This is a genomic window from Rhodococcus sp. Chr-9 (assembly GCF_000801125.1).
Lineage (GTDB): Bacteria > Actinomycetota > Actinomycetes > Mycobacteriales > Mycobacteriaceae > Rhodococcus > Rhodococcus pyridinivorans.
Window position 1 is genome coordinate 16,659 of record NZ_JTIZ01000099.1, and the last position, 25,376, is coordinate 42,034.

Sequence of the window (25,376 nt, forward strand, 5' to 3'; positions counted from 1 at the left end):
CCTCAACGCCCGCAAACTCAGCCTCCCAACAAAACGCGACATCTTGTGTCATGATTTTTGATAGGAATGAAACTATGCGAGCCGATCGGTTGGTCTCACTGGTGCTGCTGCTGCGCCAGCGGGGTCGGATGACCGCGGACGAGCTCGCCGGCGAGCTGGAGGTCTCCGCCCGCACGGTGCTGCGCGACATCGAGGCGCTGTCCACTGCCGGCGTCCCGGTCTACGCCGATCGCGGGCGACACGGCGGGTTTTCCCTGCTTCCCGGCTTCCGCACGGAGCTGACCGGACTGAACCATGATGAAGCCCTCGCGCTGCTGACCGCCGGGTCGGGCCGCGGCGAGAAGGTCTTCGGCCTCGGCACCGCGCTCGCTTCCGCGATGCGCAAGGTGGTCGATGCGCTGCCCGAAGGCCACCGCACCAGCCTGGACGATGCGGCTCGGCGGTTCCTGGTCGAGCCCGACACCGACCTGCTCTCACGACGGCTGGTCACCGAGGACGTGGCGAGTGGCGTGATGGGCGTAGTCCGCCATGCCGTGCTCACCGGGCACAAGCTTCGCTTCCAGTACACCGCACCGGACAAGGCACCCCGCTGGCACGCCGTCGATCCGATCGGTCTGGTCACCGTTCGCGGCCGCACCTACCTGCTGGCCACCAAGTCGGGAGAGGATCGGACGTACCGGCTCTCGTGCATGGTGACCGCCGAGGAGCTTCCGGAACTGGCCGAGCGTCCCGCGCAGGTTGACCTCGACCGCATCTGGGCCGAGCGCAGCGCCCAGTTCTTGTCGACGAACCACATCCCTGTGCTGGTCAGGGTCGAACCCACGCGACGTGAGGAGTTGCTGAACACCGCGCGAGCTGTCCGCGCCGAGGAACCGGAGGAAGACGGCTGGGTGCGTCTCGACGTGACCTTCGAGGACCTGAGGCACGCTGTCTGGGCGATCTGGCAGCTCGACACCGCCGCCGAAGTCCTCGCACCCGAGTCGCTGCGTGCGGCCCTCCGCGACCGGGCGGCAACCCTCAATGCCAGATACGAGAGCTTTGCCCGGTCACCTGCGGAGCCTTCGCGCGGCTCAACGCCCGACAGCCACTAGGAGTGACGCCCACGCTACGGCGAAACTGACGGGCAGCGAAGTTCGGATCGCCCCACCCCACCCGCTCAGCGATCGTCGTGATCGGCGCAGCCGTGGTGCGCAGACATGCTGCCGTTCGCTCGGTCCGGAGCATCGTCGGGTACGCGATCGGAGATTGCCCGAAGGGCGACGACGCCGAGGCAACGGTGTCCGACGGCGACGTCTCGTCGTGGGCGGTCCCGCGACGTGCGGTCGGGCGCGTGCTGGCCGATCTGGTCGACCGACCCGAGTACGCCCGCGCCACAGTGGCGGTCTCCTGACACGGATCGCGCCGAACGCTCCCGGAGCGGGGTGCGCACCGTCCACGATGAGAAATGCGTCGGCAGACGGTCATTCTTCGTGCGGCACCATCCGTGCCCTGCGGCACCCGCGAAAGGACCACGATGACCACACGATTCAATCCCTATCTCGCATTCCGCGATTCCGCGCGCGAGGCCATGGAGTTCTACAGGTCGGTGTTCGGCGGCGAACTGACGGTGAGCAGATTCGCGGACATGAACGCCTCGCAGGATCCGAGCGAGGACGACAAGGTGATGCACTCGATGCTCACCACCGACCGCGGCTTCGTGCTCATGGCCTCGGACACCCCGAACGGCATGGACTACACGCCCGGCACGAACTTCTCGCTGTCGCTCAGCGGGGACGACGAGAGCGTGCTCCGGGGTTGGTGGGACGCGCTGAGCGAGAGCGGTCGCGTCGACATGCCGCTGGAGCGTGCCCCCTGGGGCGATCTGTTCGGCATGTGCACCGATCGCTTCGGCGTGTCGTGGATGGTCAGCATCGGCGACCAGCAGGGCTGAACCCGCGCCGCTCGGCGCCCGTCAGCCGAGGCGGGCGTCGAGCTCGCGCACCAGTTTCGGTGGCGCGGTCTGCCGATAGGACATGTCGAGCAGTTCGGCGACCTCGTCCCAGTCCACCTCCGGACGGGCGAGGTCGTACCCGACCCACCCGGACGGCCCGAAATACATCGGCACATAGGTGTGGGGTTCCTCGAGCAGCGCGCGGCGCTCCTCCTCGTCGGGCTTGACGATGAGGGAGCGGGGAAACGGTGCGCGGGTGCCCTTCTCGCCGCCTCCGTAGACCGCGAAGGCCGTCCGGGTGGAGAAGAACGGACGGCCGTGCGAGATCTTCTCGGAGGCGCCGGGCAGGGCCAGCGCGAGCGAGCGCACACGAGCTAGCAGGGGATCCGCCTCGTCGAACATCACCGGATGCGGCATGAGCGGAGCGTACCGAGCGACTACGACAACGGTCGCGAGATCAACTCTTCCGACTCGTCAGCGCATGGATACCGGCGTGCAACAGCGGCTCGACGCCGCGGCCGAGTTCCTCGAACCCGTCGCCGACCGTCTTGCCCTGACGGAACCGGAAGTAGATGCCCTCGAGGATCACCGCGAGCTTGTAGTAGGCCAGGGCGAGGTGGAACGCCATGTCCGACAGGTCGCGTCCACCGGCGGCCTCGTACCGGGCAAGCAGTTCGTCGTCGCCGAGGAAGCCCGGAGCGCGGGACACCGTCGACACGGGGAACTCCGTGTTCTCCCGCGCCAGCCGCTGGTACACCAGCAGCAACGCCACATCGGTGAGGGGATCGCCGAGCGTGGCCATCTCCCAGTCCAGCACCGCGACCACCTTGTCGTCGTCGACGACGAGAACGTTGTCGAGCCGGTAGTCGCCGTGCACGATGCGCACCTCGCCGTCGCCCGGCAGATTGTCGACGAGCAGCCGGTGCAGCTCGTCGGCGCCGTCGAGGTCCCGGCTGTGCGAGTTCTCGAGCTGGGTGGTCCAGCGCCGCACCTGCCGCTCGAGGAAGCCCTGGGGGCGGCCGAAGTCCTCGAGTCCCACGGTCTCCGGGTCCACCGCGTGCAGGGCGGCCAGGGTGTCGACCATCCGCTCGGAGATCACGCGCGTGCGCTCGGCGCCGAGCGGTTCGAGTTGCTCCGCGGTGCGATAGGGCGTCCCCACGACCAGATCCATGAGATAGAAGGGCGCGCCGAGCACCGAATCGTCCTCGCACAGCAGATGCGAGCGGGGGACCGGTACCGCGGTGCCGGCGAGCGCGGAGATGACGCGGTACTCGCGAGCCATGTCGTGTGCGGTCGCGAGGACGTGTCCGAGTGGGGGACGGCGCAACACCAGCCGCCGATCGCCGTCGGTCACCTCGTAGGTGAGATTCGAGCGTCCGCCGCTGATCAGGCGCGCGCGGAGGGGACCGGAGAACAGGTCGGGGGCGGAGGTCTGCAGATAGGCATCGAGCGCATCGAGGTCGAGGCCGGCGGGCACGTCGTTCATCGAGCTCCTTTCCGTCGGCTCCCACTATGACCGCGGGTGGGGATCCGTGTTCGGAGAACTCCCACCCCACGCAGATAATCCGGACTGCACGGAAACTATAAATATTCAGAACTCCCCCTTCGAGGCCGGTGTCACCGATACCGGCCAGGGCATGCGCCTAGCCGCCGGGGCAGTTGTGACGAACTACTGTCGACCCATGCCCGCTGCTCACCCTCTCGACAGAGACAACGTCCGCGACGCGCTGGACGCGTTCGATTCGCGCCGACTGCCGCTCGACGGCCGCCGGCACGCAGCCGTCGTCGTGGCGGTGCTCGACGACGGGAACGGTAACCCCGTCATGCCCCTCACACGGCGACCGACCCGTCTGCGGGCACATCCCGGCCAGTTCGCGTTGCCGGGCGGACGTCTGGACGAGGGGGAGCAGCCCGAGGAGGCCGCCCTGCGCGAGCTGCACGAGGAACTCGGAATCGACCTCGGCCCCGAGTCCGTCCTCGGCCGGCTCGACGACTACATCACCCGCTCCGGTTACGTCATGTCACCGTTCGTCGTGTGGTCGGACACCGCGGTGAGCGATCTGAAGCCCAGCCCCGACGAGGTCGACGTGCTCTTCGCAGTCACCACCGACGAACTCGACGTCGACCCGCGCTTCGTCACCATCCCCGAATCCGACAAGCCGGTGATCCAGTGGCCCTTCCGCGGTCACCTCGTGCACGCACCGACCGCCGCGGTGGTCTACCAATTCCGCGAAGTCGTGCTGCGCCGGCGGGCCACCCGCATCGACGGTCTCGAGCAGCCGGTCTTCGCCTGGCGCTGACACCCCGGAATCTCCGCTCGCGCGGCTGTGGAAGGCTGGACTCCGCGCCCGAACGGAACGCCGGCGGGGCATCACGAGAACGACCTCACGAGAACACGGAGCGGCCTCACCATGACCGATGCGACCGGAACCGCCGACGCGCGCGGATCGGACCGCATCCTCACCGTGCCGAACGTCCTCAGCTTCGTCCGGCTGCTGGGTGTGCCCGTCTTCCTCTATCTCATCCTCGTCGCCCACGCCGACGTCTGGGCGCTGATCCTGCTGGCCGCGAGTAGCATCACCGACTGGGCCGACGGCAAACTCGCCAGGCTGCTCGACCAGACCTCCCGCCTCGGAGCCCTTCTCGATCCCGCCGTCGACCGCCTCTACATCGTGGCCACCCTCGTCGCCCTCGTGGCGCGCGACATCGTGCCTTGGTGGATCGCGGTGATCCTCGTCGGCCGCGAACTCGTCCTGGCGCCGACCCTGGCCGTCTACCGGCGCCGGGAACTGTCCCCGCCGGACGTGCTCTACCTCGGCAAGGGCGCCACCTTCCTGCTCATGTGCGCGCTGCCGCTGATGCTCGGGGCCGTCGCCGTGCCCGCCTCGGAGCCGATCACCGGACCGCTCGGCTGGGCCGCCCTGATCTGGGGGACCGTACTGTACGTGTGGACCGGCCTGCTGTACCTCGGGCAGGCCGTCGTGACGGCACGGACCGTGCCGGCCGGGCGGTGATCCGATGAGCCGCGCGTGGGAACGCATCCGGCGCAATCCGGTGCCCTCGCTCCTGAAGTCGCTCCTCGAGGATCATCTCGACCCCGGCTACGCTGCGTCCGCCGCGGACCGGGCTGCGGGGCGCTCGAGCACCTCTCCGAGCGCGTCGCGCGCGTGGCTCGGCGCCGGAGTTCTCCTCGCCGGCCTCGTGATCGGCATCGCGTACGCGCACAACGCCGACGTGCAGGCCGGCACCGACAGCACCCGCGCCGAGATCCTCGACTCCCTCCGGGCAGGGGATGAACGCATCACCGCGCTCACTGCACAGCGGGACGAACTCGGTGCCGCGGTCGACGAACGACGCACCGCCCTGTTCTCCGACGGAGGCGACGGCGCGACCATCCTCGACCGACTCCGCGACGCCGAGGCCGCAGCCGCGGCAACACCGGTGCGCGGTCCGGGGATCACGGTCACCCTCACCGAACCCACCGCGCGACCGAACCTGTCGGATGCGGCGCGAATCGAGGACCGACCCACCGCGCTCGTCCTCGACCGCGACCTGCAGTCGGTCGTCAACGCGCTGTGGGCGGCCGGTGCGGAGGCCGTAGAGGTCGGGGGCGTGCGGGTGGGTCCCGGGGTGACCATCCGGCAGGCCGGGGGAGCGATGCTCGTCGACAACCGGCCCGTATTCTCCCCGTACACGGTCTCGGCGGTGGGATCTCCCTCCCGACTGCAGACGACCTTCGTCGTCAGCGACGCCTACCTGCGCATCGCGGGGATACAGCAGCTCTACGGGGTGGGATTCACCCTCGCAGAGGAGGACGATCTCGAGTTTCCGGCCGCCACGGTCCGGAAACTCGGCAGCAGTGGAGAAACGGGGTACAGGTGAAGCGACTCGAACACGGTCACGCGCTCTACGCGGTGCTCGCACTGGCGATCGGGATCGGCGCCGGAATCGTGTTCAGCCCACAGGTACCCGATGTCGTGCAGCCCTACCTGCCCATCGCGGTGGTCGCCGCGCTCGACACGGTCTTCGGCGGTCTACGCGCCTATCTCGACGACATCTTCGACGCGAAGGTGTTCGTGGTGTCGTTCGTCTTCAACGTCCTCGTCGCCGCCCTGATCGTGTGGCTCGGCGACCAGCTCGGCGTGGGCACCCAGTTGTCGACCGCGGTCATCGTCGTCCTCGGCATCCGTATCTTCGGAAACGCTGCAGCCCTACGTCGTCGCCTGTTCGGGGCCTGACCGTGACCGAACCGCAACAACCCCGCCCCGCACCCGACACCGGCGCAACGCCCGAAACCGGCACTGCGCGCGCCACCCGATCGCAACGCGTCTTTCTCGTCCTCGCGGCGATTCTCGTCGTCCTGCTCGGCGCCGGCATCGCCACCCAGGTGCGTACGACCGATACCGGCGACGACCTCGACTCGGCGCGCCCTGCGGACCTGCTCGTGCTGCTCGACAACCTCAATCGCCGCGAAGCCGCTCTCCGCCAGGAGATCACCGAACTCGAGCGCACCCTCTCGAGTCTCGAACAGGAAGGCTCGGAAGCGGCACTCGAGGAAGCCCGCACGCGCCTGTACACGCTGTCGGCGCAACTCGGCACCGAACCCGCCACCGGGCCCGGAGTGGTTCTCACCGTCGACGATCCGCGCGAGGGTGTCGGATCGGAGGTGCTGCTCGACATGATCCAGGAGCTGCGCGCGGCGGGTGCCGACACGATGCAGATCGCCGGGGCGAACGGTGAGACCGTGCGCATCGGGGTCGATTCGTGGGTCACCGGACCGGGCGGCGACATCGTCGTCGACGACCGCCGACTCGATGCTCCGTACACCGTCACCGCCATCGGTGACGGACCGACTCTCGCCGCCGCGCTGAACATTCCCGGCGGAGTGGTCGACACGGTCGCCCGTGCGGGCGGATCATTGTCCGTAGAACAGTCTCCGCAGGTGGAGGTGTCCGCCTTGCGGGAGATCGAGCCACGCCAATACTCTCAGCCCGGTAACTGAATCCGACGTTCCGGTCGAACGTCGTCTCCGAAAGGACCAGTCTTGACCGATTTCGCGACACCCGAGGATCTGCGGTACACCCCCGAGCACGAGTGGGTGCGCAGGACGGGCGCGACGACCGTGCGCATCGGGATCACCGACTACGCACAGTCCCAACTCGGCGACGTGGTCTTCGTGCAGCTGCCCGAGGCGGGCGCCGAGATCGCCGCCGGCGAGTCCTTCGGAGAGGTCGAGTCCACCAAGAGCGTGTCGGACGTGTTCGCGCCGCTGACCGCGAAGGTGACCGCCGTCAACATGGAACTCGACGCGAATCCCGAACTGGTGAACAGCAGCCCGTACGAGGACGGCTGGCTCGTCGACGTGGAGATGGGCAGCGAGAACGACCTCGACGAGGCGCTCGCGGAGACGCTCGACGCGGAAGGTTACCGCGGGATCACGGAAGGCTGACGGACCCGACAGGTAACGTGACCGCGACTGTCTGCGTCAGTACCCCCGAGCGGGGTACGGTCGGATATGGCGTGTGCCGTGTCGGACCTGAACGGGGCGAACGAATCAGCGACCGTCCGGGATCACCCGGGTGGTCGAACGGATAAGGAGAAACGGTGAGCGAGAACGGCAACGCGGGTTACGAGGAGACTCCTGCAGAGACCACTTCGGTATTTCGCGCCGACTTCCTGAACGAAGTGGAGGGCGCGGGTTCGGCCACCACCGAAGCGCCCGTCTCGGGTGTCGAGGGCCTGCCCGCCGGATCGGCGCTGCTGGTCGTCAAGCGGGGGCCCAATGCAGGATCGCGCTTCCTGCTCGACCAGCCCACCACCTCGGCGGGTCGGCATCCCGACAGCGACATCTTCCTCGACGACGTGACCGTCAGCCGTCGGCACGCCGAGTTCCGCCAGGACGAGGGCGAATTCCAGGTCGTCGACGTGGGAAGCCTCAACGGCACCTACGTCAACCGCGAGCCGGTCGACTCCGCCGTTCTCGCGAACGGCGACGAGGTGCAGATCGGCAAGTTCCGGCTGGTGTTCCTGACCGGTCCGCGAGGTAACCAGGGCGCAGGTAGCTGATGACCGCGGCCCGCCAGCCGGCGCCGGCCGGAATGTCGATCGGGTCGGTGCTCGACCGCCTGCGTCCGGAATTTCCGGACGTGACGATCTCGAAGATCCGGTTCCTCGAGGCCGAGGGACTGATCAGCCCGGAACGCACACCCTCGGGCTACCGCCGCTTCTCGATCGCCGATTGCGAGCGTCTGCGGTACGTGCTCACCGCGCAGCGCGATCAGTACCTTCCGCTCAAGGTGATCAAGGAGCAGCTCGAGGCGATCGACCGCGGCGCCGCCACGGTGGGATCGGTCGAGACCCGGATCACCCGGCCGCGTCCGCTGGCGGTGGCCCGCGGCGAGGTCTCGCCGGAGGATCTGCGCACCGATCGCGAGATCCGGGTGAGCCGCGAGGATCTGTGCACCCGTGCCGGGATCGACGCGGCCTTCCTCACCGAGCTGGTGGGGGCGGGCCTGCTCAAGCCGGGCCCGGCCGGTTTCTTCGACGAGGACGCGGTGCTGCTCGCTCGCACGGCGAAGGCGATGGCGGAGTTCGGCCTCGAGGTTCGGCACCTGCGGGCGTTCAAGCTCGCCGCCGACCGCGAGGCCGCGCTCGTCGCTCAGATCGCCGGCCCGATCGCGAAGGGCCGCGACGCCGGGGCACGGCAGCGCGCCGAGGAGATGGTGCGCGAACTGGCCGCACTGTCGTTGACATTGCACACCTGCCTGGTGAAAGCGGCGGTGCAAGGAGCCCTCGACCGTTAGGCGACGAATTCGTCGTCGAGTGCGACCACGGCCCTCCGTCAGGTGGTGACCTACGGCACCTGACGGATGCGCTGGAGGACACTAGAATTCCAGGCAGTACCTGTCGGGTGGTCCCACCACCGACGAGCAGCAGGACGGAGGCATCGCGATGAGCGAGATGCGGATAGTAGGGATTCGTATCGAACAGCCGCAGAACCAGCCTGTCCTCCTGCTGCGGGAGGTCGACGGCGATCGGTATCTGCCGATCTGGATCGGGCAGAACGAAGCGACCGCCATCGCCCTCGAACAGCAGGGGGTCGAACCGGCACGGCCGCTGACCCACGACCTGATCAAGAACCTCCTCGAGGCGTTCGGTCGCAACCTCCGCGAGGTGCGCATCGTCGACCTGCGCGAAGGGACGTTCTACGCGGATCTGGTCTTCGACGGAGGGATGCGTGTTTCCTGCCGGCCCTCCGACGGGGTCGCGGTGGCCTTGCGCATCGGCGCGCCGGTCCACGTCGAGGAACCGGTGCTCACCGAGGCAGGACTGGTCATGCCCGACGAACGGGAGGACGAGGTCGAGAAGTTCAAGGAGTTCCTCGACTCCGTCTCGCCCGACGATTTCAAGGCGACGGACGGCTGAGCGCCGTCCGTCGCACGGCGACGAGCGTTGGCGCGCGCGTCGGCCGTGACGGTAGTAATGTCGAACGTTGCCTTCCGGTCGGCGTGTCGCAGCCCGACGCCCAACACCGGAGCGTACGCTGAGTTGATCCGCCAGGGATGACTCGGTGAGCCTGGGAGGGCTCGATGATCGGATGTGGTCGGGGGATCCACCAATCGATCGTTGCGAGGCAGAACTGGGCGCGCGAGAGGGAGTCAGTAGTGCGAGATCGGACGAAGGGACAGCCACTCGGCGTCGATTCCGGCGATCGCTCGAATCCGGCGCCGCGGACGAACGAGACCGACGAGATCCAACCGGGCCTGTTTCCGGACAACTCGGCGCCCGACGAGCTCGTCGGCTACCGCGTGCCCATCGCCTGCCAGATCGCAGGAATCAGCTACCGCCAGCTCGACTACTGGGCCCGCACGAATCTGGTCGTACCGTCCATCCGCGGGGCTGCCGGTTCCGGTAGCCAACGGCTGTACTCGTTCAAGGACATCCTCGTCCTCAAGATCGTCAAGCGCCTGCTCGACACCGGCGTCTCGCTGCAGAACATCCGCGTCGCCGTCGACCATCTCCGCAGCCGTGGGGTGGGCGACCTCGCGAAGATCACTCTTTTCTCCGACGGCACCACCGTCTACGAATGTACGTCGCCCGAAGAGGTCGTCGACCTGCTGCAGGGCGGGCAGGGCGTCTTCGGGATCGCGGTGAGCGGCGCGATGCGCGAGCTCACCGGCAGCATCGCCGATTTCCCCGCCGAACGCGCCGACGGCGGCGGCGTCGAGGAACGCCCCGAGGACGAACTGGCGTCGCGTCGCCGCGAACGCATCAACCGCCGCATCGGCTGACCACACCACTGATGTCGCATCGGCCGACCACATGACCGCTCCACTCCACCGCCGGCGGCACTTTCCGCACCTGCGGTATTTCGACCCCCGCGACGTGAACTAGACTCGAAGACGCGTCGCCATCACGCGGGAGAGACCCGGACACCGAGCCGGGCGCCGAAGGAGCAGCACCTCCCCGTCAATCTCTCAGGCAACCGGGACCGCGTGAGCTCCGACGTCTCTGGAAAGTGGCGGGAGCACCCGCCCGCCCACGGGGAAAGGCTCTGGCCGGCCGAATCTCTCAGGCGCTCGCTCCGCGAGCTCACGACAGAGGGGGAGGAACCACCTCGCGCGACCGCGCGCATGTGGACCTCGCCGACCAGCCCGGGAGCTGCGATGACAGATGCCGTCACCTCGAACTTCGCCGATCGCCACATCGGCCCCGACACCGCCGGCCTGAACCGGATCCTCGACGTCGTGGGAGTCGATTCCCTCGACGCCCTCGCCACCGCCGCGGTGCCGGCCGCCATCCTCGACGACCGTGCAGACAACGTGCCGACCGGCCTCGACGTCCTCGACGCGCCCCGCTCCGAGCACGACGTACTCGCCGAACTGAAGGCACTCGCGTCGCAGAACACCGTGGCGACGTCGATGATCGGCCACGGCTACTACGACACGCTCACGCCGCCCGTGCTGCTGCGCAACATCATCGAGAACCCCGCCTGGTACACGGCCTACACCCCCTACCAGCCGGAGATCAGCCAGGGACGCCTCGAGGCGCTGCTGAACTTCCAGACCATGGTCGCCGACCTGACCGGCATGGAGATCGCGAACTCGTCGATGCTCGACGAGGCCACCGCCGCTGCCGAGGCCATGACCCTGCTGCGCCGCGCAAACCGCAAGTCCAAGAGCCCGCGCCTGGTCGTCGACGTCGACCTGTTCGCGCAGACCGCCGCGGTGCTGGCGACCCGCGCCGAACCGCTCGGTATCGAGATCGTCACCGTCGACCTCGCTGCCGACGGACTTCCCGAGGGCGAGTTCTTCGGCGTGATCCTCCAGGTGCCCGGCGCTTCGGGCCGCATCATCGACGCCGCTCCGATCATCGCGGCGGCCCACGGCCGCGGCGCGCTCGTCGCTATCGGCGCCGACCTGCTGGCCATGACCTTGATCACCCCGCCCGGGGAGCAGGGTGCCGACGCGTGCTTCGGCACCACCCAGCGGTTCGGTGTGCCGATGGGCTTCGGCGGGCCGCACGCCGGCTACCTCGCCGTCGGTAGCGCCCACAGCCGCACCCTGCCCGGACGCCTCGTCGGTGTCTCGGTGGACGCGGACGGCAACCCGGCCTACCGCCTCGCGTTGCAGACCCGTGAGCAGCACATCCGCCGTGAGAAGGCCACCAGCAACATCTGCACCGCCCAGGTGCTCCTCGCCGTGCTCGCGGCCATGTACGCCTCGTACCACGGCGCCGAAGGCCTCACCGGCATCGCCCGCCGCGTCGCCGGGCACGCCCGCCGCCTCGCCGACGGTCTGCGCGCCGGTGGCGTCGAGGTTGTCCACGATGAGTTCTTCGACACCGTCCTCGTGCGCGTCCCGGGGCGTGTCGACGCCGTGCTCGCCGCCGCCCTCGAGGCCGGCATCAACCTGCACCGGGTCGACGACGATCACGTGTCGATCTCGTGCGACGAGGCCACCACCGCGGCGCACGTCGACGCGGTCCTGCGCGCCTTCGGCGTCACCGCCGGGGACGCCGCCGAGGGAACGGCGCTGCCGCAGGCCCTTGCCCGCACCAGCGAGTTCCTGCAGCATGCGGCGTTCACCCGCTACCGCACCGAGACCGCGATGATGCGTTACCTGCGGCGCCTGTCCGACAAGGACCTCGCCCTCGACCGGACGATGATCCCGCTGGGCTCGTGCACGATGAAGCTCAACGCCGCCGCCGAGATGGAAGCCATCACCTGGCCCGAGTTCGCGGGTCTGCACCCCTTCGCTCCGGCGGATCAGACGGCGGGGATCCGCCGCCTCATCGCCGACCTCGAAGGCTGGCTCGCCGCGGTGACGGGATACGACGCCGTGAGCCTGCAACCCAACGCCGGCAGCCAGGGCGAGTACGCGGGTCTGCTCGCGATCCGTCACTACCACCTCGATCGCGGCGACACCGATCGGGACATCTGCCTGATCCCGTCGAGCGCGCACGGCACCAATGCCGCATCCGCCGTGATGGCGGGCATGCGTGTCGAGGTCGTCGCGTGCCGCCCGAACGGGGATGTCGATCTCGACGACCTGCGCGCCAAGATCGCCGACCACGGTGCGCGCCTGGCCGCGATCATGATCACCTATCCGTCCACGCACGGTGTGTACGAGCACGACATCGCCGACATCTGCGGTGCCGTGCACGACGCCGGCGGTCAGGTGTACATCGACGGTGCCAACCTCAACGCTCTCGTGGGTCTGGCGCGGCCGGGCAAGTTCGGGGGCGATGTGAGCCACCTGAACCTGCACAAGACGTTCTGCATCCCGCACGGTGGCGGCGGTCCGGGTGTCGGCCCGATCGGCGTCCGTTCGCATCTGGCCCCGTACCTGCCGGGCCATCCGGCGGAGCCGGGACTCGGGGGAGCGGGACCGGTCTCGGCGGCGCCCTACGGATCGGCGTCGATCCTGCCGATCACCTGGGCGTACATCAAGATGATGGGTGCCGAGGGGCTGCGTCGCGCGTCGCTGACGGCGATCGCGTCGGCCAACTACATCGCGCGTCGTCTCGACGAGTACTTCCCGGTGCTGTACACGGGGGAGACCGGCATGGTCGCCCACGAGTGCATCCTCGATCTGCGTCCGCTGACGAAGGCGACGGGGGTGACGGTCGACGACGTCGCGAAGCGTCTGGCCGACTACGGCTTCCACGCGCCGACGATGAGCTTCCCGGTGGCCGGCACCCTCATGGTCGAGCCCACCGAGAGCGAGGACATCGCCGAACTCGACGCGTTCATCGACGCGATGATCTCGATCCGCGGTGAGATCGACCGGGTCGGGGCAGGGGAGTGGCCGGTGGACGACAATCCGCTGCGCGGCGCTCCGCACACCGCGGAATGCCTGGTGGGCGAGTGGAACCACCCGTATTCGCGGGAGATCGCGGTGTTCCCGATGGGGAAGAGCCGAGCCAAGGTTTGGCCGGCGGTGCGGCGTATCGACGGCGCACACGGCGACCGGAACCTGGTGTGCGCGTGCCCGCCCCTGGAGGCGTACAGCGGCTGATGCCGGGGATGGCCGACGGACACGTCCGTCGGCCATCATCATCGATGAGATAACTCCGAACGATACGGAAATCATAGAAAACCAGAATTGTCTCCCTGCCTACAACGAAACTCACCGAGCCACTAAGACAAGGCCGTCAGTTCGCGGCGGTCAGCTCGAGGACGGAGATCTCCGGTGGAGTGCCGACCCGCACGGGCGGTCCCCACGCGCCGGTGCCCTGGGACGTGTAGATCTGCGTGTCGCCGAAGCGGTCGAGTCCGGTGACGGTCGGGTTGGACAGGGAGACGAACGGCCGCAGCGGCCACATCTGTCCGCCGTGGGTGTGCCCGGACAGTTGCAGGTCGACTCCGAGCTCGCGTGCCTCGTCGACGTGCCGCGGCTGGTGGGCGGCGAGGATCACCGGGGTACCGTCCGCGATGCCGGCGAGGGCGGCGGGCATGTCGGGGTGGTGCGGTTCGGGGGCGGTGTAGTCGTGGACGCCGGCGAGCGCGACGACGTCGCCGTCCCGCTCGAGGACGACATGGTCGTTCCGCAGGGTGCGTACACCGAGCGTCTCCCAGTGGTTCAGCCACGATTCGGCGTCGTCGGAGTAGTACTCGTGGTTGCCGCTGACGCCGTACACCCCGAGCGGGGCCTGCAGTTGCCGGAGCGGTTCGAGATCGGAGCCGACGAGTTCGACGGTGCCGTCGGCGAGGTCGCCGCCGAGCACGATCAGGTCGGGTTGCTCCTCGGCGACGAGGTCGACGACACCTTGCACGAAGTCGGCTCCGCGGGAGGGTCCGACGTGCAGGTCGGTGACGAGCGCGATGCGGGCACCGTCGAAGCCGGCAGGCAGGTCCTGCAGGGCGACGGGCACAGTGACGATCTGCGGCCGGTCGGCCTCGATCGTGCCGTATCCGACGGCGGCGACCGCGGCCACGACGAGCACGGCGGTCGCGATACGCAGCCCCCGTCGCGGGGTCTCGACGGTGCCGTCGTCGGTGATCGGCCGGGGTTGCCCGCGTCGGGCGAGGCGGGCGACGAACAACGCGACTCCGATGAGCAGGAGCCCGAGCATCAGGTACAGCACCACCGCCAACCAACTCCAGCCGAGGAACCCGATGGGGCGGGCCCAGGCAGGATCGAGCACCGTGCCCACCCCGGAGGCGCCGAGCGTGAGCACGAACAGGACGACGAGGACGAGGTCGGCGGCGAGTGCGGCAGGTCGCGGCAGGCCGGGTGCCCGGACGAGTCGTCGATGCAGCAGGTAGGTGAGGAGGGCAAGGAAGACCCCCACGACGAGAAGTCGGAGCACGTCAGGACGTCAGCTTTCGGAGGAGGTCGGTGAGATCGGCGGGGTCGGTGGTGTCGACGACGGTGAGGCTGCCGTCGGTGGCTTCGGCGGCCTGTTCGAGGACGAGGTCGGCTCGGTCGCCGAGGACGACGACGTCGATCCGCACGGGGGTGTCGGGGGACGAGAGTTCATCGATCGCGGCGCGCAGGTCGCGGGCGGCTGCTTCGTCGGGGTCGTCGCTGTCGACGACGACGAGTACGGAGTTCGGTCGGCCCGGGTCGTAGTTGTCGACGGCGTCGCGGTAGGCGGCGGTGAGAGTGGCGTAGACGGGTTCGCGGTCGACGAGATCGATGTCGTCGAGGATCGAGGACATCGCCGCGCGCTTGGCTGCGGTGAGCCCGTCGCGGATGACGGCGACGCGGTGTCCCTCGGGGGTGTCGGCGAAGACGTACATGCCCATCACCGAGTTGATGGACGCGCGACGCATGGCCTCGCGTACGGCGCCTGCGGTCGCGGTGAGGCGGGTGCCGTCGCCGGCGGGGGTGCCCATGGAGGTGGAGGTGTCGACCACCATCGTGACCTTGCGCGGGGACACCGGGGCGAGACGCAGTGCGACGAGGACGTCGTCGACGGTGGGGTCGGCGGGGGCGAGGACGGTGTCGACGCGGGGCAGCGGAAGTTCCCCGGCGGGTTCGGGGACGGCGTCGGCGGTGCGGAAACCGTGGGCGGTGAGGATGCCGGCCTGCTCGGGGCGCCGCGCGTAGTCGGTGAACTCCGCGGCGGCGCGGGCGAGCGTCTCGTCGACCCAGGGGGCGTCGACGACGGCCGTGGGGAAGTCGACGACGGGCGCGACGCCGATCGGCAGGTGGCCGGTGAGGCCGCGGACCTGTCCATCTGTGAGGGCGCGGTGCAGTTGCTGTTCGATGACCGGCACGGCGTGGATCGGGGCCGCGGTGTCGGGGTGGGTGCCGAGCGCCGCGAGGGTGTCGGCGGTGGTACCGACCGCGCCGAGGGTGTCGGCGCCGAGGGCGAGGGTGCTCACGGCGGTGATGGCGGCGGGGGTGGCGGCCTGTTCGAGGGTGACCGGTCCGGCGCCGATGCCGGTGGTGGCGGCGGTGACGGCTNCCCACAGGGCGGGTTCGGGGCCGAGCGTCGGATCCCAGGCGTCGGTGCCGAGGGTGTCGGCGGCGGCGAGGCTGTCGACGGCGGTGATCTCGGCGGTGACGCAGTGGTCGCGGATGACGCGGACGCCGCCGTCGGTCCATTGTTCGGCGAGTTCGGTGAGGGCGGGGGCGATGAGGGGGTCGGCGGCGATGTGCAGGACGGTGTCGCCTTCGACGCAGGTTTCGGCGGCGGCGGTGGCCTGGTTGTCGATGTTGTCGCGGAGGCGGAACCAGCCGAGGACGGCGAGCAGGGAGAGTACTACGCCTAGGGTGACCACGATGACGCTGGTGCTGATTCCTCGTCGTCCGCTACCGCGATGTCGCCCGCTCACGTCGTGTCCGCCTCGTTTCGTTCGTCGATCCGATGGTCGAGTCTAGTGAGGGGCGGGATGTGATCCGGCTCCGCCGCGCGGTGCGGGGACGGGCAGGGCCCCGATCCGTGTGGATCGGGGCCCTGTGGTGTCGGTGTGCGGGTCAGGCGTACTTGGCCTTGTACTCGCGGCGACGGCGGTGCAGGATCGGCTCGGTGTAGCCGCTGGGCTGCGTGGTGCCTTCGAGGATGAGTTCCTTGGCGGCCTGGAAGGCGATGCTGTCGTCGAAGTTCGGGGCGAGCGGCCGGTAGCCGGGGTCGCCTTCGTTCTGCCGGTCGACGACGGGGGCCATGCGCTCGAGGGAGGCGACGACGTCGTCGGCGGTGACGACGTCGTGGCGGATCCAGTTGGCGAGGAGCTGGCTGGAGATGCGCAGGGTGGCGCGGTCCTCCATGAGCGCGACGTCGTGGATGTCGGGGACCTTGGAGCAGCCGACGCCCTGGTCGATCCAGCGCACGACGTAGCCGAGGATGGACTGGCAGTTGTTGTCGAGTTCTTCGCGCTTCTCCTCGGCGGACCAGTTGGGGTTCTCGGCGAGGGGAATGGTGAGGATGTCGTCCACGGTGGCGCGGCTCTTGCCCTGGAGCTCGTTCTGGACCGCGAAGACGTCGACCTCGTGGTAGTGGGTGGCGTGCAGGGTGGCTCCGGTGGGTGAGGGCACCCAGGCGGTGTTGGCGCCGGCCTTGGGCTGGCCGATCTTCTGCTCGACCATGTCGCGCATGAGGTCGGTCATGGCCCACATGCCCTTGCCGATCTGGGCCTTGCCCTGCAGGCCGCAGGCGAGGCCGGTGTCGACGTTCCAGTCCTCGTAGGCGGCGATCCAGCGCTGCTGCTTCATGGCGGCCTTGCGGACGACGGGTCCGGCCTCCATGGAGGTGTGGATCTCGTCGCCGGTGCGGTCGAGGAAGCCGGTGTTGATGAACACCACGCGGTCGGAGGCGGCCTTGATGCAGGCGGCGAGATTGACGGTGGTGCGTCGCTCCTCGTCCATGATGCCGACCTTGAGGGTGTTGGTGGGCAGGGAGAGGACCTCTTCGACGCGGCCGAACAGTTCGGTGGTGAAGGCGGATTCCTCGGGGCCGTGCTGCTTGGGCTTGACGATGTAGATCGAGCCGGTGCGGCTGTTGGCGAGCGGGCCGTGGTCCTCGTCGATGTGCAGGCCGTGGATGGCGCACAGGCTGGTGATGAGCGCGTCGAGGATGCCTTCGGGGATCTCGTTGCCGTCGCGGTCGAGGATGGCGGGGTTGGTCATGAGGTGCCCGACGTTGCGGACGAACAGCAGGGAGCGGCCGTGCAGTTCGAGGTCGCTGCCGTCGAGGGCGGTGTAGACGCGGTTCGGGTTCAGCTTACGGGTGAGGGTCTTGCCGCCCTTGTCGAAGGACTCGGACAGGTCGCCGCGGTTGAGGCCGAGCCAGTTGCGGTAGCCGACGACCTTGTCGTCGGCGTCGACGGCGGCGACGGAGTCCTCGAAGTCCATGATGGTGGTGACGGCGGATTCGAGGACGACGTCCTTGACGCCGGCGGCGTCGGTGCTGCCGATGGGGGATTCGGGGTCGATCTGGATGTCGATGTGCAGGCCGTGGTTGCGCAGCAGCACCGAGGAGGGGGTGGCCTTGTCGCCGAGGTAGCCGACGAGCTTGTCGGGCTGGGCGAGTCCGGTGACGGTGCCGTCGCCGAGGGTGACTTTCAGTTCGGTGCCGTCGATGCTGTAGCCGGTGGAGTCGGCGTGCGAGCCTTGCGCGAGGGGTGCGGCCTTGTCGAGGAAGTCGCGGGCCCAGGCGATGACCTTGTCGCCGCGGACCTTGTTGTAGCCGGTGCCCTTCTCGGCGCCGCCCTCTTCGGGGATGACGTCGGTGCCGTAGAGCGCGTCGTAGAGCGATCCCCACCGCGCGTTGGAGGCGTTGAGCGCGAAGCGGGCGTTGAGGACGGGCACGACGAGCTGCGGGCCGGCGGTCTCGGCGATCTCGGTGTCGACGTTCTCGGTGCCGATGGTGAACGGTTCGGGGGTGGGGACGAGGTAGCCGATCTCTTCGAGGAAGGCCTTGTAGGCGACGGGGTCGTGGGGCTGTCCGGCGCGGTCGCGGTGCCAGCCGTCGATCTTGGCCTGGAGGTCGTCACGCTTGGCGAGCAGTGCCCGGTTCTTGGGGGCGAGGTCGTGGACGATCTTGTCGGTACCCGCCCAGAAGGTGTCCGCGTCGACCCCGCTGCCGGGGATGGCCTCGTTGTTGATGAAGTCGTAGAGAACCTGCGCGATCTGGAGTCCGCCGACCTGCACGCGTTCTGTCATCACCCTCACTCTTTCCGGTTGCTGTGCGGCCGGAAACGTTCCGGCCACACGGAATCGTCGATTATGTTACCCGCCGGTAGTAACGGACGCAGTGGTTCTGTGCGTCTGTAGGACGGTACATCGATTCACCAGCTCTTCTCTCAGAGCTGCGGCGCGACGGGTGAGCGCCGACTGCTCGCGGACGTACTGTGCGCGTCCTGCGGCAGTCTCGATCCTGATGGGCGAGTAGCCGTAGTCCTCGAGATCATACGGGCTCGCCCGCATGTCCAATTCACGGGCTGCGGACGCGTGTCGCAGGCACCGCACCGTCAGCTCCGAATCCGTCAGGGGCAGCAGCTTGTACGCCCACTTGTACAGATCCATGCCGGCGTGCAGACAGCCGGGTTGCTCGGTGCGTACCTGCTGGTCGCGGGTCAGTTCGGTGGCGTTGCGTGGGACGGCGTCGGGGGTGAAGAACCGGAACGCATCGTAATGGGTACATCGGAGCTGCATTGATTCCACCACTGTGTCGGTTCCGGTATGGCCGAGCCGCAACGGCACCGACGAGTGCCGCACCCCGTCGGCTCCCGCCCGGTACACCATCGCCCATTCGTGCAATCCGAAGCAGCCGAGCTGCGGCGGCCGGGAGGAGGTCGCGGTGAGCAGCCCCGCGACGAAGTCGACGGTGTCGGCGCGTCGGTCGAGCACCTCCCGGCTCACCCGCACCCCCGGCTGCCCGTCGACGGTGGCCCGTTCGTAGCCGGGATGGTCGCGGTAGCCGCGCACCGCGGCCGCGCCGAGCAGCACGGTGCCGTAGCCGGGATGCCAGCGCCGCAGCTGACTCGGCCGCAGGCTGTAGTAGGTGAACAGGAAGTCGTGCACGGGATGGGTGCGGCCGGCGGCGCGTCGTTCGAGATGCCCGGCGAGCAGCTCGTCCACGACGGCGTGGTGGGCGTCGCGCCGCGCGGTCCATTCGGTCTCGGCCAGGATCGCCGGGCGGTCGGTCACGGACGGGGAGTGGGTCATGGTTCTCGTTCGGTCGATCGGGGTGCGGTCGTGCGGGGGCGGTTGCCCAGCGGATCCGCGACCCGGTGGGTGGCGTCGCGGACCGTCCCGACGAACTCTTCCACGAGGTCCTCGAGCGCGACGATGCCCCGCAGCGTTCCGGTGGTGTCGGTCACCCCGGCCAGATGCGCGTTGTTGCGGCGCAGCGCGGCCAGCGCCTCGTCGAGACCGTCACCGATCCCGATGGTCGGCAGCTTCCGGATCACCGCGGTAGGGATGACGGTCTCGGGACCGGTGGACTGTTCCCGCACCAGATCGAGCACGTCCTTGATGTGCACATAGCCGGTGATCGTGCCGTCGGGTCGGCGCGTGGGATACCGGGAGAAGCCGGTGGTGGTGACCGCGTGCTCGACGTCGCCGAGGGTCGGGCCCGCGCCGGTGTGCGGGACGGTGCGCACCCGGGCGAGCGGGATCATCACGTCGGCGACGGTGCGGTCGCCGGTGGCCAGAGCACGGGTGAGGCGCTTGTGTTCCTCCGCGTCGAGCAGCCCCTCGGAGCGGGATTCACCGATCATCTCGGTGAGCTCCACAGCGGAGACGGAGGTGTCGAGTTCGTCCTTCGGGTCGATGTGCGCCGCGCGCAGGGTGGCGTTGGCGCACAGGTTGTAGAACGCGATGACCGGCCGGGCGGGTCGCATGAACAGCAGGTGGATCGGCACGAGCAGCATCGCGGCGCGTTCCGGGCCGGCGATGGCGATGTTCTTCGGCACCATCTCGCCGAGCAGGATGTGCAGCACCACCACGATCGTGAGCCCGATGGTGAACGCGATGGGGTGCAGCAGCGCGTCGGGCACCCCGGCCGCATGCAGCGGCACCTCGATCAGGTGCGCGATGGCCGGTTCGGCGACGCGGCCGAGCAGGATCGAGCAGATCGTGATGCCGAGCTGGGAGCCGGCGAGCATGAGCGAGAGGTGTTCGCCGGCGTGGATGACGGTGCGGGCGCGGGTCTTGCCCTGGGCGAGCAGTGTCTCGAGCCGGTCGCGGCGGACGGTGATGAGGGAGAACTCGGCGCCGACGAAGAAGGCGTTGCCGGCGAGCAGCAGCACGGCGAGGACGATCGCGAACCAGTCGCTCATCGACGCTCACCACCCTCGTCGGCAGCGGGGGCGTCGTCGCTGTCGTCCCTGTCCCCATCGCTGTCGCCGTCGGGGTTCTCGGGGTCGGGGGCGGCGCCGGGGACGAGCAGCACCCGGTCGATGCGGTGCCCGTCCATCTCGAGGATGCGCGCGTACCAGGTGAGGTCGCGTTCGCCGCGGCGCAGCGGCAGCTGGATCTCGTCGTCGACCTCGGGGATGCGGCCGAGTTCGGTGAGGATCAGTCCGGCGAGGGTCTCGTAGTCGCCGTCGGGGGCGCGGTAGCCGGTGAGCTGGGCGAGCTCGTCGGTGCGCAGCAGACCCGTGCACGACCAGCCGTCCCCCTCGCGGTGGGCGTCGAGTTCGGTCTCGTCGTGTTCGTCGCGGACGTCGCCGACGATCTCCTCGACGAGGTCCTCCATGGTGATCAGGCCGGCGGTGCCGCCGTATTCGTCGACGACGAGCGCGACCTGCATGCCGTCCGAGCGCACCCGTTCCATGACGGTGTCGCCGTCGAGGCTGGACGGCACGGTGGGCACGCGGCGGACGAGGGCGCCGACGGCGGTGGTGCCGCGCGCCGGGCCGGGCACGGTGAATGCGTGCTTGACGTGCACGACGCCGAGCGGGGCGTCGAGGTCGCCGTCGACGATCGGGAAGCGTGAGTAGCCGGTGCGGGCGGACAGTTCGATGAGGTCGAGGACGGTGGCGTTGCGGTCGAGGCTCTCGACGGTGCTGCGCGGGGTCATGAGGTCCTCGGCGGTGCGGTCCCCGAACTGCAGGGAGCGGTAGACCAGGCGGGCGGTGTGCTCGTCGAGGGTGCCGCTGCGGGCCGAGGCGCGCACCAGCGACCCGAGTTCCTGCGGGGAACGCGCCGAGCGCAGTTCCTCGGCCGGTTCGATGCCGAGGCGCCGCACGATGTGGTTGGCGGCGCCGTTGAGTCCGAGGATGGCCCAGCGGAACAGCAGCGAGAACGCCAGTTGGAGGCCGGCGGTGGCGCGGGCGGTGCCCATGGGCCGGGCGATGGCGATGTTCTTGGGGACCAGTTCGCCGAAGACCATGGAGAAGGAGGTGGCGATGAGCAGCGCGAGGACCAGCGAGACGGTTGCGGCGACGGAGGTGCTCAGGCCGATCGCGTCGAACAGCGGGGTGAAGAACTGCGCGAGGATCGGTTCGGCGAGATAGCCGGTGATCAGTGTGGTGATGGTGATGCCGAGCTGGGCGCCGGACAGCTGGAACGACAGGGTGCGGTGCGCGTGCTGGACCTGCCGGGCGCGTCGGTCGCCGTCGTGGGCGTGCGCGTCGACGGCGCTGCGTTCGAGGGCGGTCAGGGAGAACTCGGCGGCGACGAACAGGGCGGTGCCTGCGGTGAGCGCCACGAAGCCGAGGAGGGCGGCGATATCGAGCAGGACGGACATCAGGGGCGGTCCTGCCGGGCGGGGTGGTGGCCGGGGTGGTGACCCGGCCCGCTAGAGGATCCTTCCGGCCCGGAGTCGCACTCCGGGCAGGGGGAGCTGGTGTCGGGTGGTGGGCTGGTGGTGGGTGCCGCGGGCACCGGTGTCCTCTCGTCGGGTCCGGTCGCGGACGGTGTCCGCCTGCCGGAAGTGGTTTCGACGGGTACCGATTCTACTGAGCGGGGTTGCCGTGTGTCGCGGTGCAGGCGACGGCGCGGCGCCTACGGTGGGGGTCGAGCAGGTGTGGCAGTGGAACGAAGGAGCGTGGATGAGCGGCGGCGAGGGTCCGGAACACGGCGGCAGCGGCGAGCGGGTGCCGAGCCGGTGGGAGGAGATCGTGGCGGAGAATCCGGCGCATTCGTCGTGGTACGTCGAACGGTTCCGCACGATGGTCGCTCAGGGGCAGGACACCGTCGGGGAGGCCCGGTTGATCGATGCGATGGTGCCGCGCGGGGCACGGATCCTCGATGCCGGGTGTGGACCGGGCCGGCTCGGCGGCTATCTGCACCGGGCCGGGCACCGTGTGGTGGGGGTGGATGTCGATCCGGTGCTGATCGCGGCGGCGGAGGAGGATCATCCGGGGCCGGAATGGCTGGTCGGGGATCTGGCCGAGCTGGATCTGCCGGCCCGCGGTGTCGACGCCGACTTCGATGTGATCGTGTGCGCGGGGAATGTGATGACCTTCGTGGCGCCGTCGACCCGAGTGGCGGTGCTGCGCAATTTCGCGGCGCATCTGGCGCCGCAGGGCCGGGCGGTGATCGGTTTCGGGGCGGGCCGCGAGTATCCGTTCGAGGAGTTCTTCGCCGACGCGCAGCAGGCGGGTCTGGCGGTGCAGGTGCGGCTCTCGACCTGGGATCTGCGGCCGTTCAGCGACGACGCGGAGTTTCTGGTGGCGGTGCTGGGTCGGGCGTAGCCGCGGTCTCGGCGGGGGTGTCGGCGGCCTGGGCGCGCGAGAGCGCCACGGTGGTCACGAGCATCACGACGACCGCGGCGCCGACGAGGATCCGTCCGGGGCCGTCGGTGCGCAGGTGTTCACCGAGCACGGTCATGCCGAGCACGATCGCGGCGAGCGGTTCCCCGACCGTCAGGGCGGGCAGCGATGCGGTGAGCGATCCGGCCTGGAAGGCGCGTTGCTGCAGGTAGATCGCGGCGGCGCCGGCGGCGACGAGCGTCCAGGTCTGCCACGAGGTGAGCAGTGGGCCGATGCCGCCTTCGGCGAGGTCGGTGACGTGTTTGGTGAACGCGCTGGTCACCCCGTAGAGGATGCCGGCGGCGATCCCGAACGACAGCGCCCGTAACCGCGGTGAGAGCAGGGCGACGACGACGGCGGCGGCGGTGACGGCGAGTACCGCCCCGAGCGGCAGCGCCCAGCGGACGGCGGCGGCATCTCCGGTGCCTTCGTTGGGGTTGCCGACGAGCAGGAAGATCGCCAGCGCCGCGCACAGTGCGCCGGCGAGTAGCCAGGTGGTGCGGGTGACGCGGCGGCCGGTGGTGGCGGCGGCGAGCGGCAACGCGAACAGCAGCGACGCGACGAGCAGGGGCTGGACGAGCAGCACCGACCCGAACACGAGCGCGATCACCTGCAGTACGTAGCTGCCGCCGTCGCCGAGGATGCCCGCCCACCAGCGGGGGCTGCGCAGCAGCGAGCCGACGAAGGAGTCGGTGTCGGGCACGGCAGCGGCCGAGGTCTGTTGCGCGACACTGCCGACCGCGATGAGCGCGGCGGCGGCGAGTGCGCACAGGACGGCGACTGCCGTGCCCGTCATCGGGTCAGGCCTGCACTTCGGAGCGGTCCCCGCTCCACAGGGTGTGGAACTTGCCGGGCTTGTCGGTGCGCTCGTAGGTGTGGGCACCGAAGAAGTCGCGCTGGCCCTGGGTGAGGGCGGCGGGCAGCCGGTCGGCGCGCAGCCCGTCGTAGTAGGACAGCGACGACGCGAAGGCCGGGACGGGGATGCCGAGTTGGGTGGCGGTGACCACGACGCGCCGCCAGCTGTCGATGCCGATCTCGATGGCGTCGCGGAAGTACGGTGCGAGGATCAGGCTGGGCAGGGCCGGGTCGGCGTCGTAGGCCTCTTTGATGCGGTTGAGGAACTGGGCGCGGATGATGCAGCCGCCGCGCCAGATCGTTGCGAGCGCGGCGCGGTCGACGTTCCAGCCGTATTCGGCGCTGCCGGCGGCGATCTGGTCGAAGCCCTGCGCGTAGGCGACGATCTTCGACGCGTACAGGGCGGCGCGGATGTCCTCGGTGAACTGCGCGGCGTCGGTGGGGGCGGCGCCGAGGTTGCCGGCGGCAAGGCCGCGGGCGGCGGCGCGCTGGTCGCGGGAGCCGGACAGGGCGCGGGCGAAGACCGCTTCGGCGATGCCGGTGACGGGGACGCCGAGGTCGAGGGCGGCCTTGACGGTCCAGCGGCCGGTTCCCTTCTGTTCGGCGGCGTCGACGATGACGTCGACGAGGGGTTTGCCGGTGGCGGCGTCGGTCTGGCGCAGCACCTCGGCGGTGATCTCGATGAGGTAGGACTCGAGGGTGCCGGTGTTCCAGTCGGCGAAGACGTCGGCGATCTGCCCGGCGTCGTAGCCGAGGGCGTCGCGCAGCAGGTGGTAGGCCTCGCCGATGAGCTGCATGTCGGCGTATTCGATGCCGTTGTGCACCATCTTCACGAAGTGGCCGGCGCCGTCGGGGCCGATGTGGGTGCAGCAGGGGGTGCCGTCGACCTGGGCCGCGATGGTTTCGAGCAGCGGGCCGAGCGCCTCGTACGATTCGGCGGGGCCGCCGGGCATGATGGACGGGCCGTTGAGGGCGCCTTCCTCGCCGCCGGAGATGCCGGCGCCGACGAAGTGCAGGCCGCGGGCGCGCAGGGCGGCTTCGCGGCGGATGGTGTCGGTGTAGAGGGCGTTGCCGCCGTCGATGATGATGTCGCCGGGTTCCATCGCGTCGGCGAGCTCGTTGATGACCGCGTCGGTGGCGTCGCCTGCCTTGACCATGATCAGGACGCGGCGCGGCTTTTCGAGGGAGGCGACGAATTCGTCGATGGTTTCGGTGCGGACGAAGGTGCCGTCGCTGCCGTGCTCGGCGAGCAGCGCGTCGGTCTTGGCGATGCTGCGGTTGTGGAGGGCGACGGTGTAGCCGTGGCGGGCGAAGTTGCGGGCGATGTTCGAGCCCATCACGGCCAGTCCGGTCACGCCGATCTGGGCCTGCGGTGTTTCGGTGCGTTCGACGGTCATGGTCTACAGCTTCCCCCGAAACGGGGGCCGATCGAAATCGGGG

25 protein-coding genes and 1 riboswitch are annotated in these 25,376 nt (G+C 69.4%); of the genes, 15 read left to right on the forward strand and 10 right to left on the reverse strand.

The genetic code is table 11. The features are described 5' to 3' along the window. Positions 1-74 precede the first annotated feature (74 nt). Positions 75-1,091 (forward strand): helix-turn-helix transcriptional regulator, encoded by a 1,017-nt coding sequence (locus QR64_RS14740; protein WP_039585927.1) that lies wholly within the window; start codon positions 75-77, stop codon positions 1,089-1,091. Here the strand turns inward: QR64_RS14740 and QR64_RS28890 are convergent. After that, positions 1,018-1,224, reverse strand: coding sequence for a hypothetical protein (locus tag QR64_RS28890; protein WP_200886509.1), 207 nt, complete (start codon positions 1,222-1,224; stop codon positions 1,018-1,020). The genes QR64_RS14740 and QR64_RS28890 overlap by 74 nt on opposite strands. Here QR64_RS28890 and QR64_RS27345 point away from each other — a divergent pair. Together QR64_RS27345 and QR64_RS14750 are read left to right on the forward strand one after the other, a co-directional pair. Further along, complete coding sequence (locus tag QR64_RS27345; protein WP_006552736.1) at positions 1,169-1,390, forward strand: hypothetical protein; 222 nt, start codon at positions 1,169-1,171, stop codon at positions 1,388-1,390. The genes QR64_RS28890 and QR64_RS27345 overlap by 56 nt on opposite strands. Positions 1,391-1,513: 123 nt before the next feature. Beyond that, a complete protein-coding gene (locus QR64_RS14750) occupies positions 1,514-1,930 on the forward strand; it encodes a VOC family protein (protein WP_006552737.1) in 417 nt (138 codons plus the stop codon). Positions 1,931-1,951: 21 nt separating this feature from the next. On the opposite strand, the gene QR64_RS14755 is transcribed toward QR64_RS14750, so the two are convergent. Both QR64_RS14755 and QR64_RS14760 read right to left on the reverse strand, forming a co-directional pair. Continuing rightward, positions 1,952-2,347 (reverse strand): MmcQ/YjbR family DNA-binding protein, encoded by a 396-nt coding sequence (locus QR64_RS14755; RefSeq protein WP_024101105.1) that lies wholly within the window; start codon positions 2,345-2,347, stop codon positions 1,952-1,954. A 40-nt stretch (positions 2,348-2,387) separates the two neighbouring features. Continuing rightward, entirely contained in the window at positions 2,388-3,416 is a 1,029-nt protein-coding gene (locus QR64_RS14760; RefSeq protein ID WP_039585930.1) for a phosphotransferase family protein, read from the reverse strand. Between the two features lie 196 nt (positions 3,417-3,612). On the opposite strand from QR64_RS14760, the gene QR64_RS14765 reads away from it, so the two are divergent. From QR64_RS14765 to gcvP, 11 genes are all read left to right on the forward strand, one after another. After that, positions 3,613-4,230, forward strand: a complete 618-nt coding sequence (locus QR64_RS14765) for an NUDIX hydrolase (protein ID WP_019289607.1) — start codon at positions 3,613-3,615, stop codon at positions 4,228-4,230. Positions 4,231-4,341: 111 nt separating this feature from the next. Further along, the gene (locus QR64_RS14770; protein WP_024101103.1) at positions 4,342-4,944 is read left to right on the forward strand and encodes a CDP-alcohol phosphatidyltransferase family protein; all 603 of its coding nucleotides are present in this window, start codon (positions 4,342-4,344) and stop codon (positions 4,942-4,944) included. Positions 4,945-4,948: 4 nt separating this feature from the next. Next, the gene (locus tag QR64_RS14775; protein ID WP_024101102.1) at positions 4,949-5,812 is read left to right on the forward strand and encodes a DUF881 domain-containing protein; all 864 of its coding nucleotides are present in this window, start codon (positions 4,949-4,951) and stop codon (positions 5,810-5,812) included. Beyond that, complete coding sequence (locus tag QR64_RS14780) at positions 5,809-6,168, forward strand: small basic family protein (protein WP_006552743.1); 360 nt, start codon at positions 5,809-5,811, stop codon at positions 6,166-6,168. The genes QR64_RS14775 and QR64_RS14780 overlap by 4 nt, the downstream gene beginning before the upstream one ends. Positions 6,169-6,170: 2 nt before the next feature. Next, positions 6,171-6,932, forward strand: a complete 762-nt coding sequence (locus tag QR64_RS14785) for a DUF881 domain-containing protein (protein WP_006552744.1) — start codon at positions 6,171-6,173, stop codon at positions 6,930-6,932. A 42-nt stretch (positions 6,933-6,974) separates the two neighbouring features. Further along, positions 6,975-7,379: a glycine cleavage system protein GcvH gene (gcvH, locus tag QR64_RS14790; RefSeq protein WP_006552745.1), complete on the forward strand. Its 405-nt coding sequence runs from the start codon at positions 6,975-6,977 to the stop codon at positions 7,377-7,379. A gap of 155 nt (positions 7,380-7,534) precedes the next feature. After that, positions 7,535-7,996: a glycogen accumulation regulator GarA gene (gene garA / locus QR64_RS14795; RefSeq protein ID WP_006552746.1), complete on the forward strand. Its 462-nt coding sequence runs from the start codon at positions 7,535-7,537 to the stop codon at positions 7,994-7,996. Beyond that, complete coding sequence (locus QR64_RS14800; protein WP_006552747.1) at positions 7,996-8,733, forward strand: MerR family transcriptional regulator; 738 nt, start codon at positions 7,996-7,998, stop codon at positions 8,731-8,733. Before garA ends, QR64_RS14800 begins: the two co-directional genes overlap by 1 nt. Positions 8,734-8,881: 148 nt before the next feature. After that, positions 8,882-9,355 carry a bifunctional nuclease family protein gene (locus QR64_RS14805; RefSeq protein ID WP_006552748.1) on the forward strand — a complete coding sequence of 158 codons (474 nt, stop codon included), beginning with the start codon at positions 8,882-8,884 and terminating at the stop codon, positions 9,353-9,355. A gap of 239 nt (positions 9,356-9,594) precedes the next feature. Beyond that, on the forward strand, positions 9,595-10,221 hold the full coding sequence (locus QR64_RS14810; RefSeq protein ID WP_006552749.1) for a MerR family transcriptional regulator: 627 nt from the start codon (positions 9,595-9,597) through the stop codon (positions 10,219-10,221). A gap of 117 nt (positions 10,222-10,338) precedes the next feature. Further along, a riboswitch (glycine riboswitch) is annotated at positions 10,339-10,434 on the forward strand. A gap of 162 nt (positions 10,435-10,596) precedes the next feature. Beyond that, the gene (gene gcvP, locus QR64_RS14815; RefSeq protein WP_039585932.1) at positions 10,597-13,449 is read left to right on the forward strand and encodes an aminomethyl-transferring glycine dehydrogenase; all 2,853 of its coding nucleotides are present in this window, start codon (positions 10,597-10,599) and stop codon (positions 13,447-13,449) included. A 136-nt stretch (positions 13,450-13,585) separates the two neighbouring features. Here the strand turns inward: gcvP and QR64_RS14820 are convergent, their stop codons facing one another. The 5 genes from QR64_RS14820 to QR64_RS14845 form a co-directional block, all read right to left on the reverse strand. Beyond that, positions 13,586-14,743 carry a metallophosphoesterase gene (locus tag QR64_RS14820; protein WP_039585934.1) on the reverse strand — a complete coding sequence of 386 codons (1,158 nt, stop codon included), beginning with the start codon at positions 14,741-14,743 and terminating at the stop codon, positions 13,586-13,588. 1,616 nt (positions 14,744-16,359) lie between these two features. Continuing rightward, a complete protein-coding gene (locus QR64_RS14830) occupies positions 16,360-18,543 on the reverse strand; it encodes a malate synthase G (protein WP_039585939.1) in 2,184 nt (727 codons plus the stop codon). Between the two features lie 66 nt (positions 18,544-18,609). Next, complete coding sequence (locus QR64_RS14835) at positions 18,610-19,548, reverse strand: hypothetical protein (RefSeq protein WP_039585942.1); 939 nt, start codon at positions 19,546-19,548, stop codon at positions 18,610-18,612. Further along, the gene (locus QR64_RS14840; RefSeq protein WP_033098307.1) at positions 19,545-20,663 is read right to left on the reverse strand and encodes a hemolysin family protein; all 1,119 of its coding nucleotides are present in this window, start codon (positions 20,661-20,663) and stop codon (positions 19,545-19,547) included. Before QR64_RS14840 ends, QR64_RS14835 begins: the two co-directional genes overlap by 4 nt. Beyond that, the gene (locus QR64_RS14845) at positions 20,660-22,075 is read right to left on the reverse strand and encodes a hemolysin family protein (protein ID WP_039585945.1); all 1,416 of its coding nucleotides are present in this window, start codon (positions 22,073-22,075) and stop codon (positions 20,660-20,662) included. Before QR64_RS14845 ends, QR64_RS14840 begins: the two co-directional genes overlap by 4 nt. Positions 22,076-22,379: 304 nt before the next feature. On the opposite strand from QR64_RS14845, the gene QR64_RS14850 reads away from it, so the two are divergent. Beyond that, positions 22,380-23,024 carry a class I SAM-dependent methyltransferase gene (locus QR64_RS14850; protein WP_052227319.1) on the forward strand — a complete coding sequence of 215 codons (645 nt, stop codon included), beginning with the start codon at positions 22,380-22,382 and terminating at the stop codon, positions 23,022-23,024. Here QR64_RS14850 and QR64_RS14855 read toward each other — a convergent pair. Both QR64_RS14855 and gndA read right to left on the reverse strand, forming a co-directional pair. Continuing rightward, positions 22,978-23,877: a DMT family transporter gene (locus tag QR64_RS14855; RefSeq protein WP_039585947.1), complete on the reverse strand. Its 900-nt coding sequence runs from the start codon at positions 23,875-23,877 to the stop codon at positions 22,978-22,980. The genes QR64_RS14850 and QR64_RS14855 overlap by 47 nt on opposite strands. Positions 23,878-23,881: 4 nt before the next feature. Beyond that, positions 23,882-25,333, reverse strand: coding sequence for an NADP-dependent phosphogluconate dehydrogenase (gndA, locus tag QR64_RS14860; RefSeq protein ID WP_039585949.1), 1,452 nt, complete (start codon positions 25,331-25,333; stop codon positions 23,882-23,884). Positions 25,334-25,376 lie beyond the last annotated feature (43 nt).

Bases quoted from the DNA above. Each gene is read 5' to 3' on its own strand.
- QR64_RS14740 (WP_039585927.1), top strand. From the start codon at position 75: ATGCGAGCCGATCGGTTGGTCTCACTGGTGCTGCTGCTGCGCCAGCGG.
- QR64_RS14835 (WP_039585942.1), bottom strand. From the start codon at position 19,548: ATGACCCACTCCCCGTCCGTGACCGACCGCCCGGCGATCCTGGCCGAG.
- QR64_RS14765 (WP_019289607.1), top strand. From the start codon at position 3,613: ATGCCCGCTGCTCACCCTCTCGACAGAGACAACGTCCGCGACGCGCTG.
- QR64_RS28890 (WP_200886509.1), bottom strand. From the start codon at position 1,224: ATGCTCCGGACCGAGCGAACGGCAGCATGTCTGCGCACCACGGCTGCG.
- QR64_RS14850 (WP_052227319.1), top strand. From the start codon at position 22,380: ATGAGCGGCGGCGAGGGTCCGGAACACGGCGGCAGCGGCGAGCGGGTG.
- QR64_RS14805 (WP_006552748.1), top strand. From the start codon at position 8,882: ATGAGCGAGATGCGGATAGTAGGGATTCGTATCGAACAGCCGCAGAAC.
- QR64_RS14800 (WP_006552747.1), top strand. From the start codon at position 7,996: ATGACCGCGGCCCGCCAGCCGGCGCCGGCCGGAATGTCGATCGGGTCG.
- QR64_RS14755 (WP_024101105.1), bottom strand. From the start codon at position 2,347: ATGCCGCATCCGGTGATGTTCGACGAGGCGGATCCCCTGCTAGCTCGT.
- QR64_RS14750 (WP_006552737.1), top strand. From the start codon at position 1,514: ATGACCACACGATTCAATCCCTATCTCGCATTCCGCGATTCCGCGCGC.
- QR64_RS14770 (WP_024101103.1), top strand. From the start codon at position 4,342: ATGACCGATGCGACCGGAACCGCCGACGCGCGCGGATCGGACCGCATC.
- QR64_RS14855 (WP_039585947.1), bottom strand. From the start codon at position 23,877: ATGACGGGCACGGCAGTCGCCGTCCTGTGCGCACTCGCCGCCGCCGCG.
- gcvP (WP_039585932.1), top strand. From the start codon at position 10,597: ATGACAGATGCCGTCACCTCGAACTTCGCCGATCGCCACATCGGCCCC.
- QR64_RS14845 (WP_039585945.1), bottom strand. From the start codon at position 22,075: ATGTCCGTCCTGCTCGATATCGCCGCCCTCCTCGGCTTCGTGGCGCTC.
- gndA (WP_039585949.1), bottom strand. From the start codon at position 25,333: ATGACCGTCGAACGCACCGAAACACCGCAGGCCCAGATCGGCGTGACC.
- QR64_RS14760 (WP_039585930.1), bottom strand. From the start codon at position 3,416: ATGAACGACGTGCCCGCCGGCCTCGACCTCGATGCGCTCGATGCCTAT.
- QR64_RS14775 (WP_024101102.1), top strand. From the start codon at position 4,949: ATGAGCCGCGCGTGGGAACGCATCCGGCGCAATCCGGTGCCCTCGCTC.
- QR64_RS14840 (WP_033098307.1), bottom strand. From the start codon at position 20,663: ATGAGCGACTGGTTCGCGATCGTCCTCGCCGTGCTGCTGCTCGCCGGC.
- QR64_RS14830 (WP_039585939.1), bottom strand. From the start codon at position 18,543: ATGACAGAACGCGTGCAGGTCGGCGGACTCCAGATCGCGCAGGTTCTC.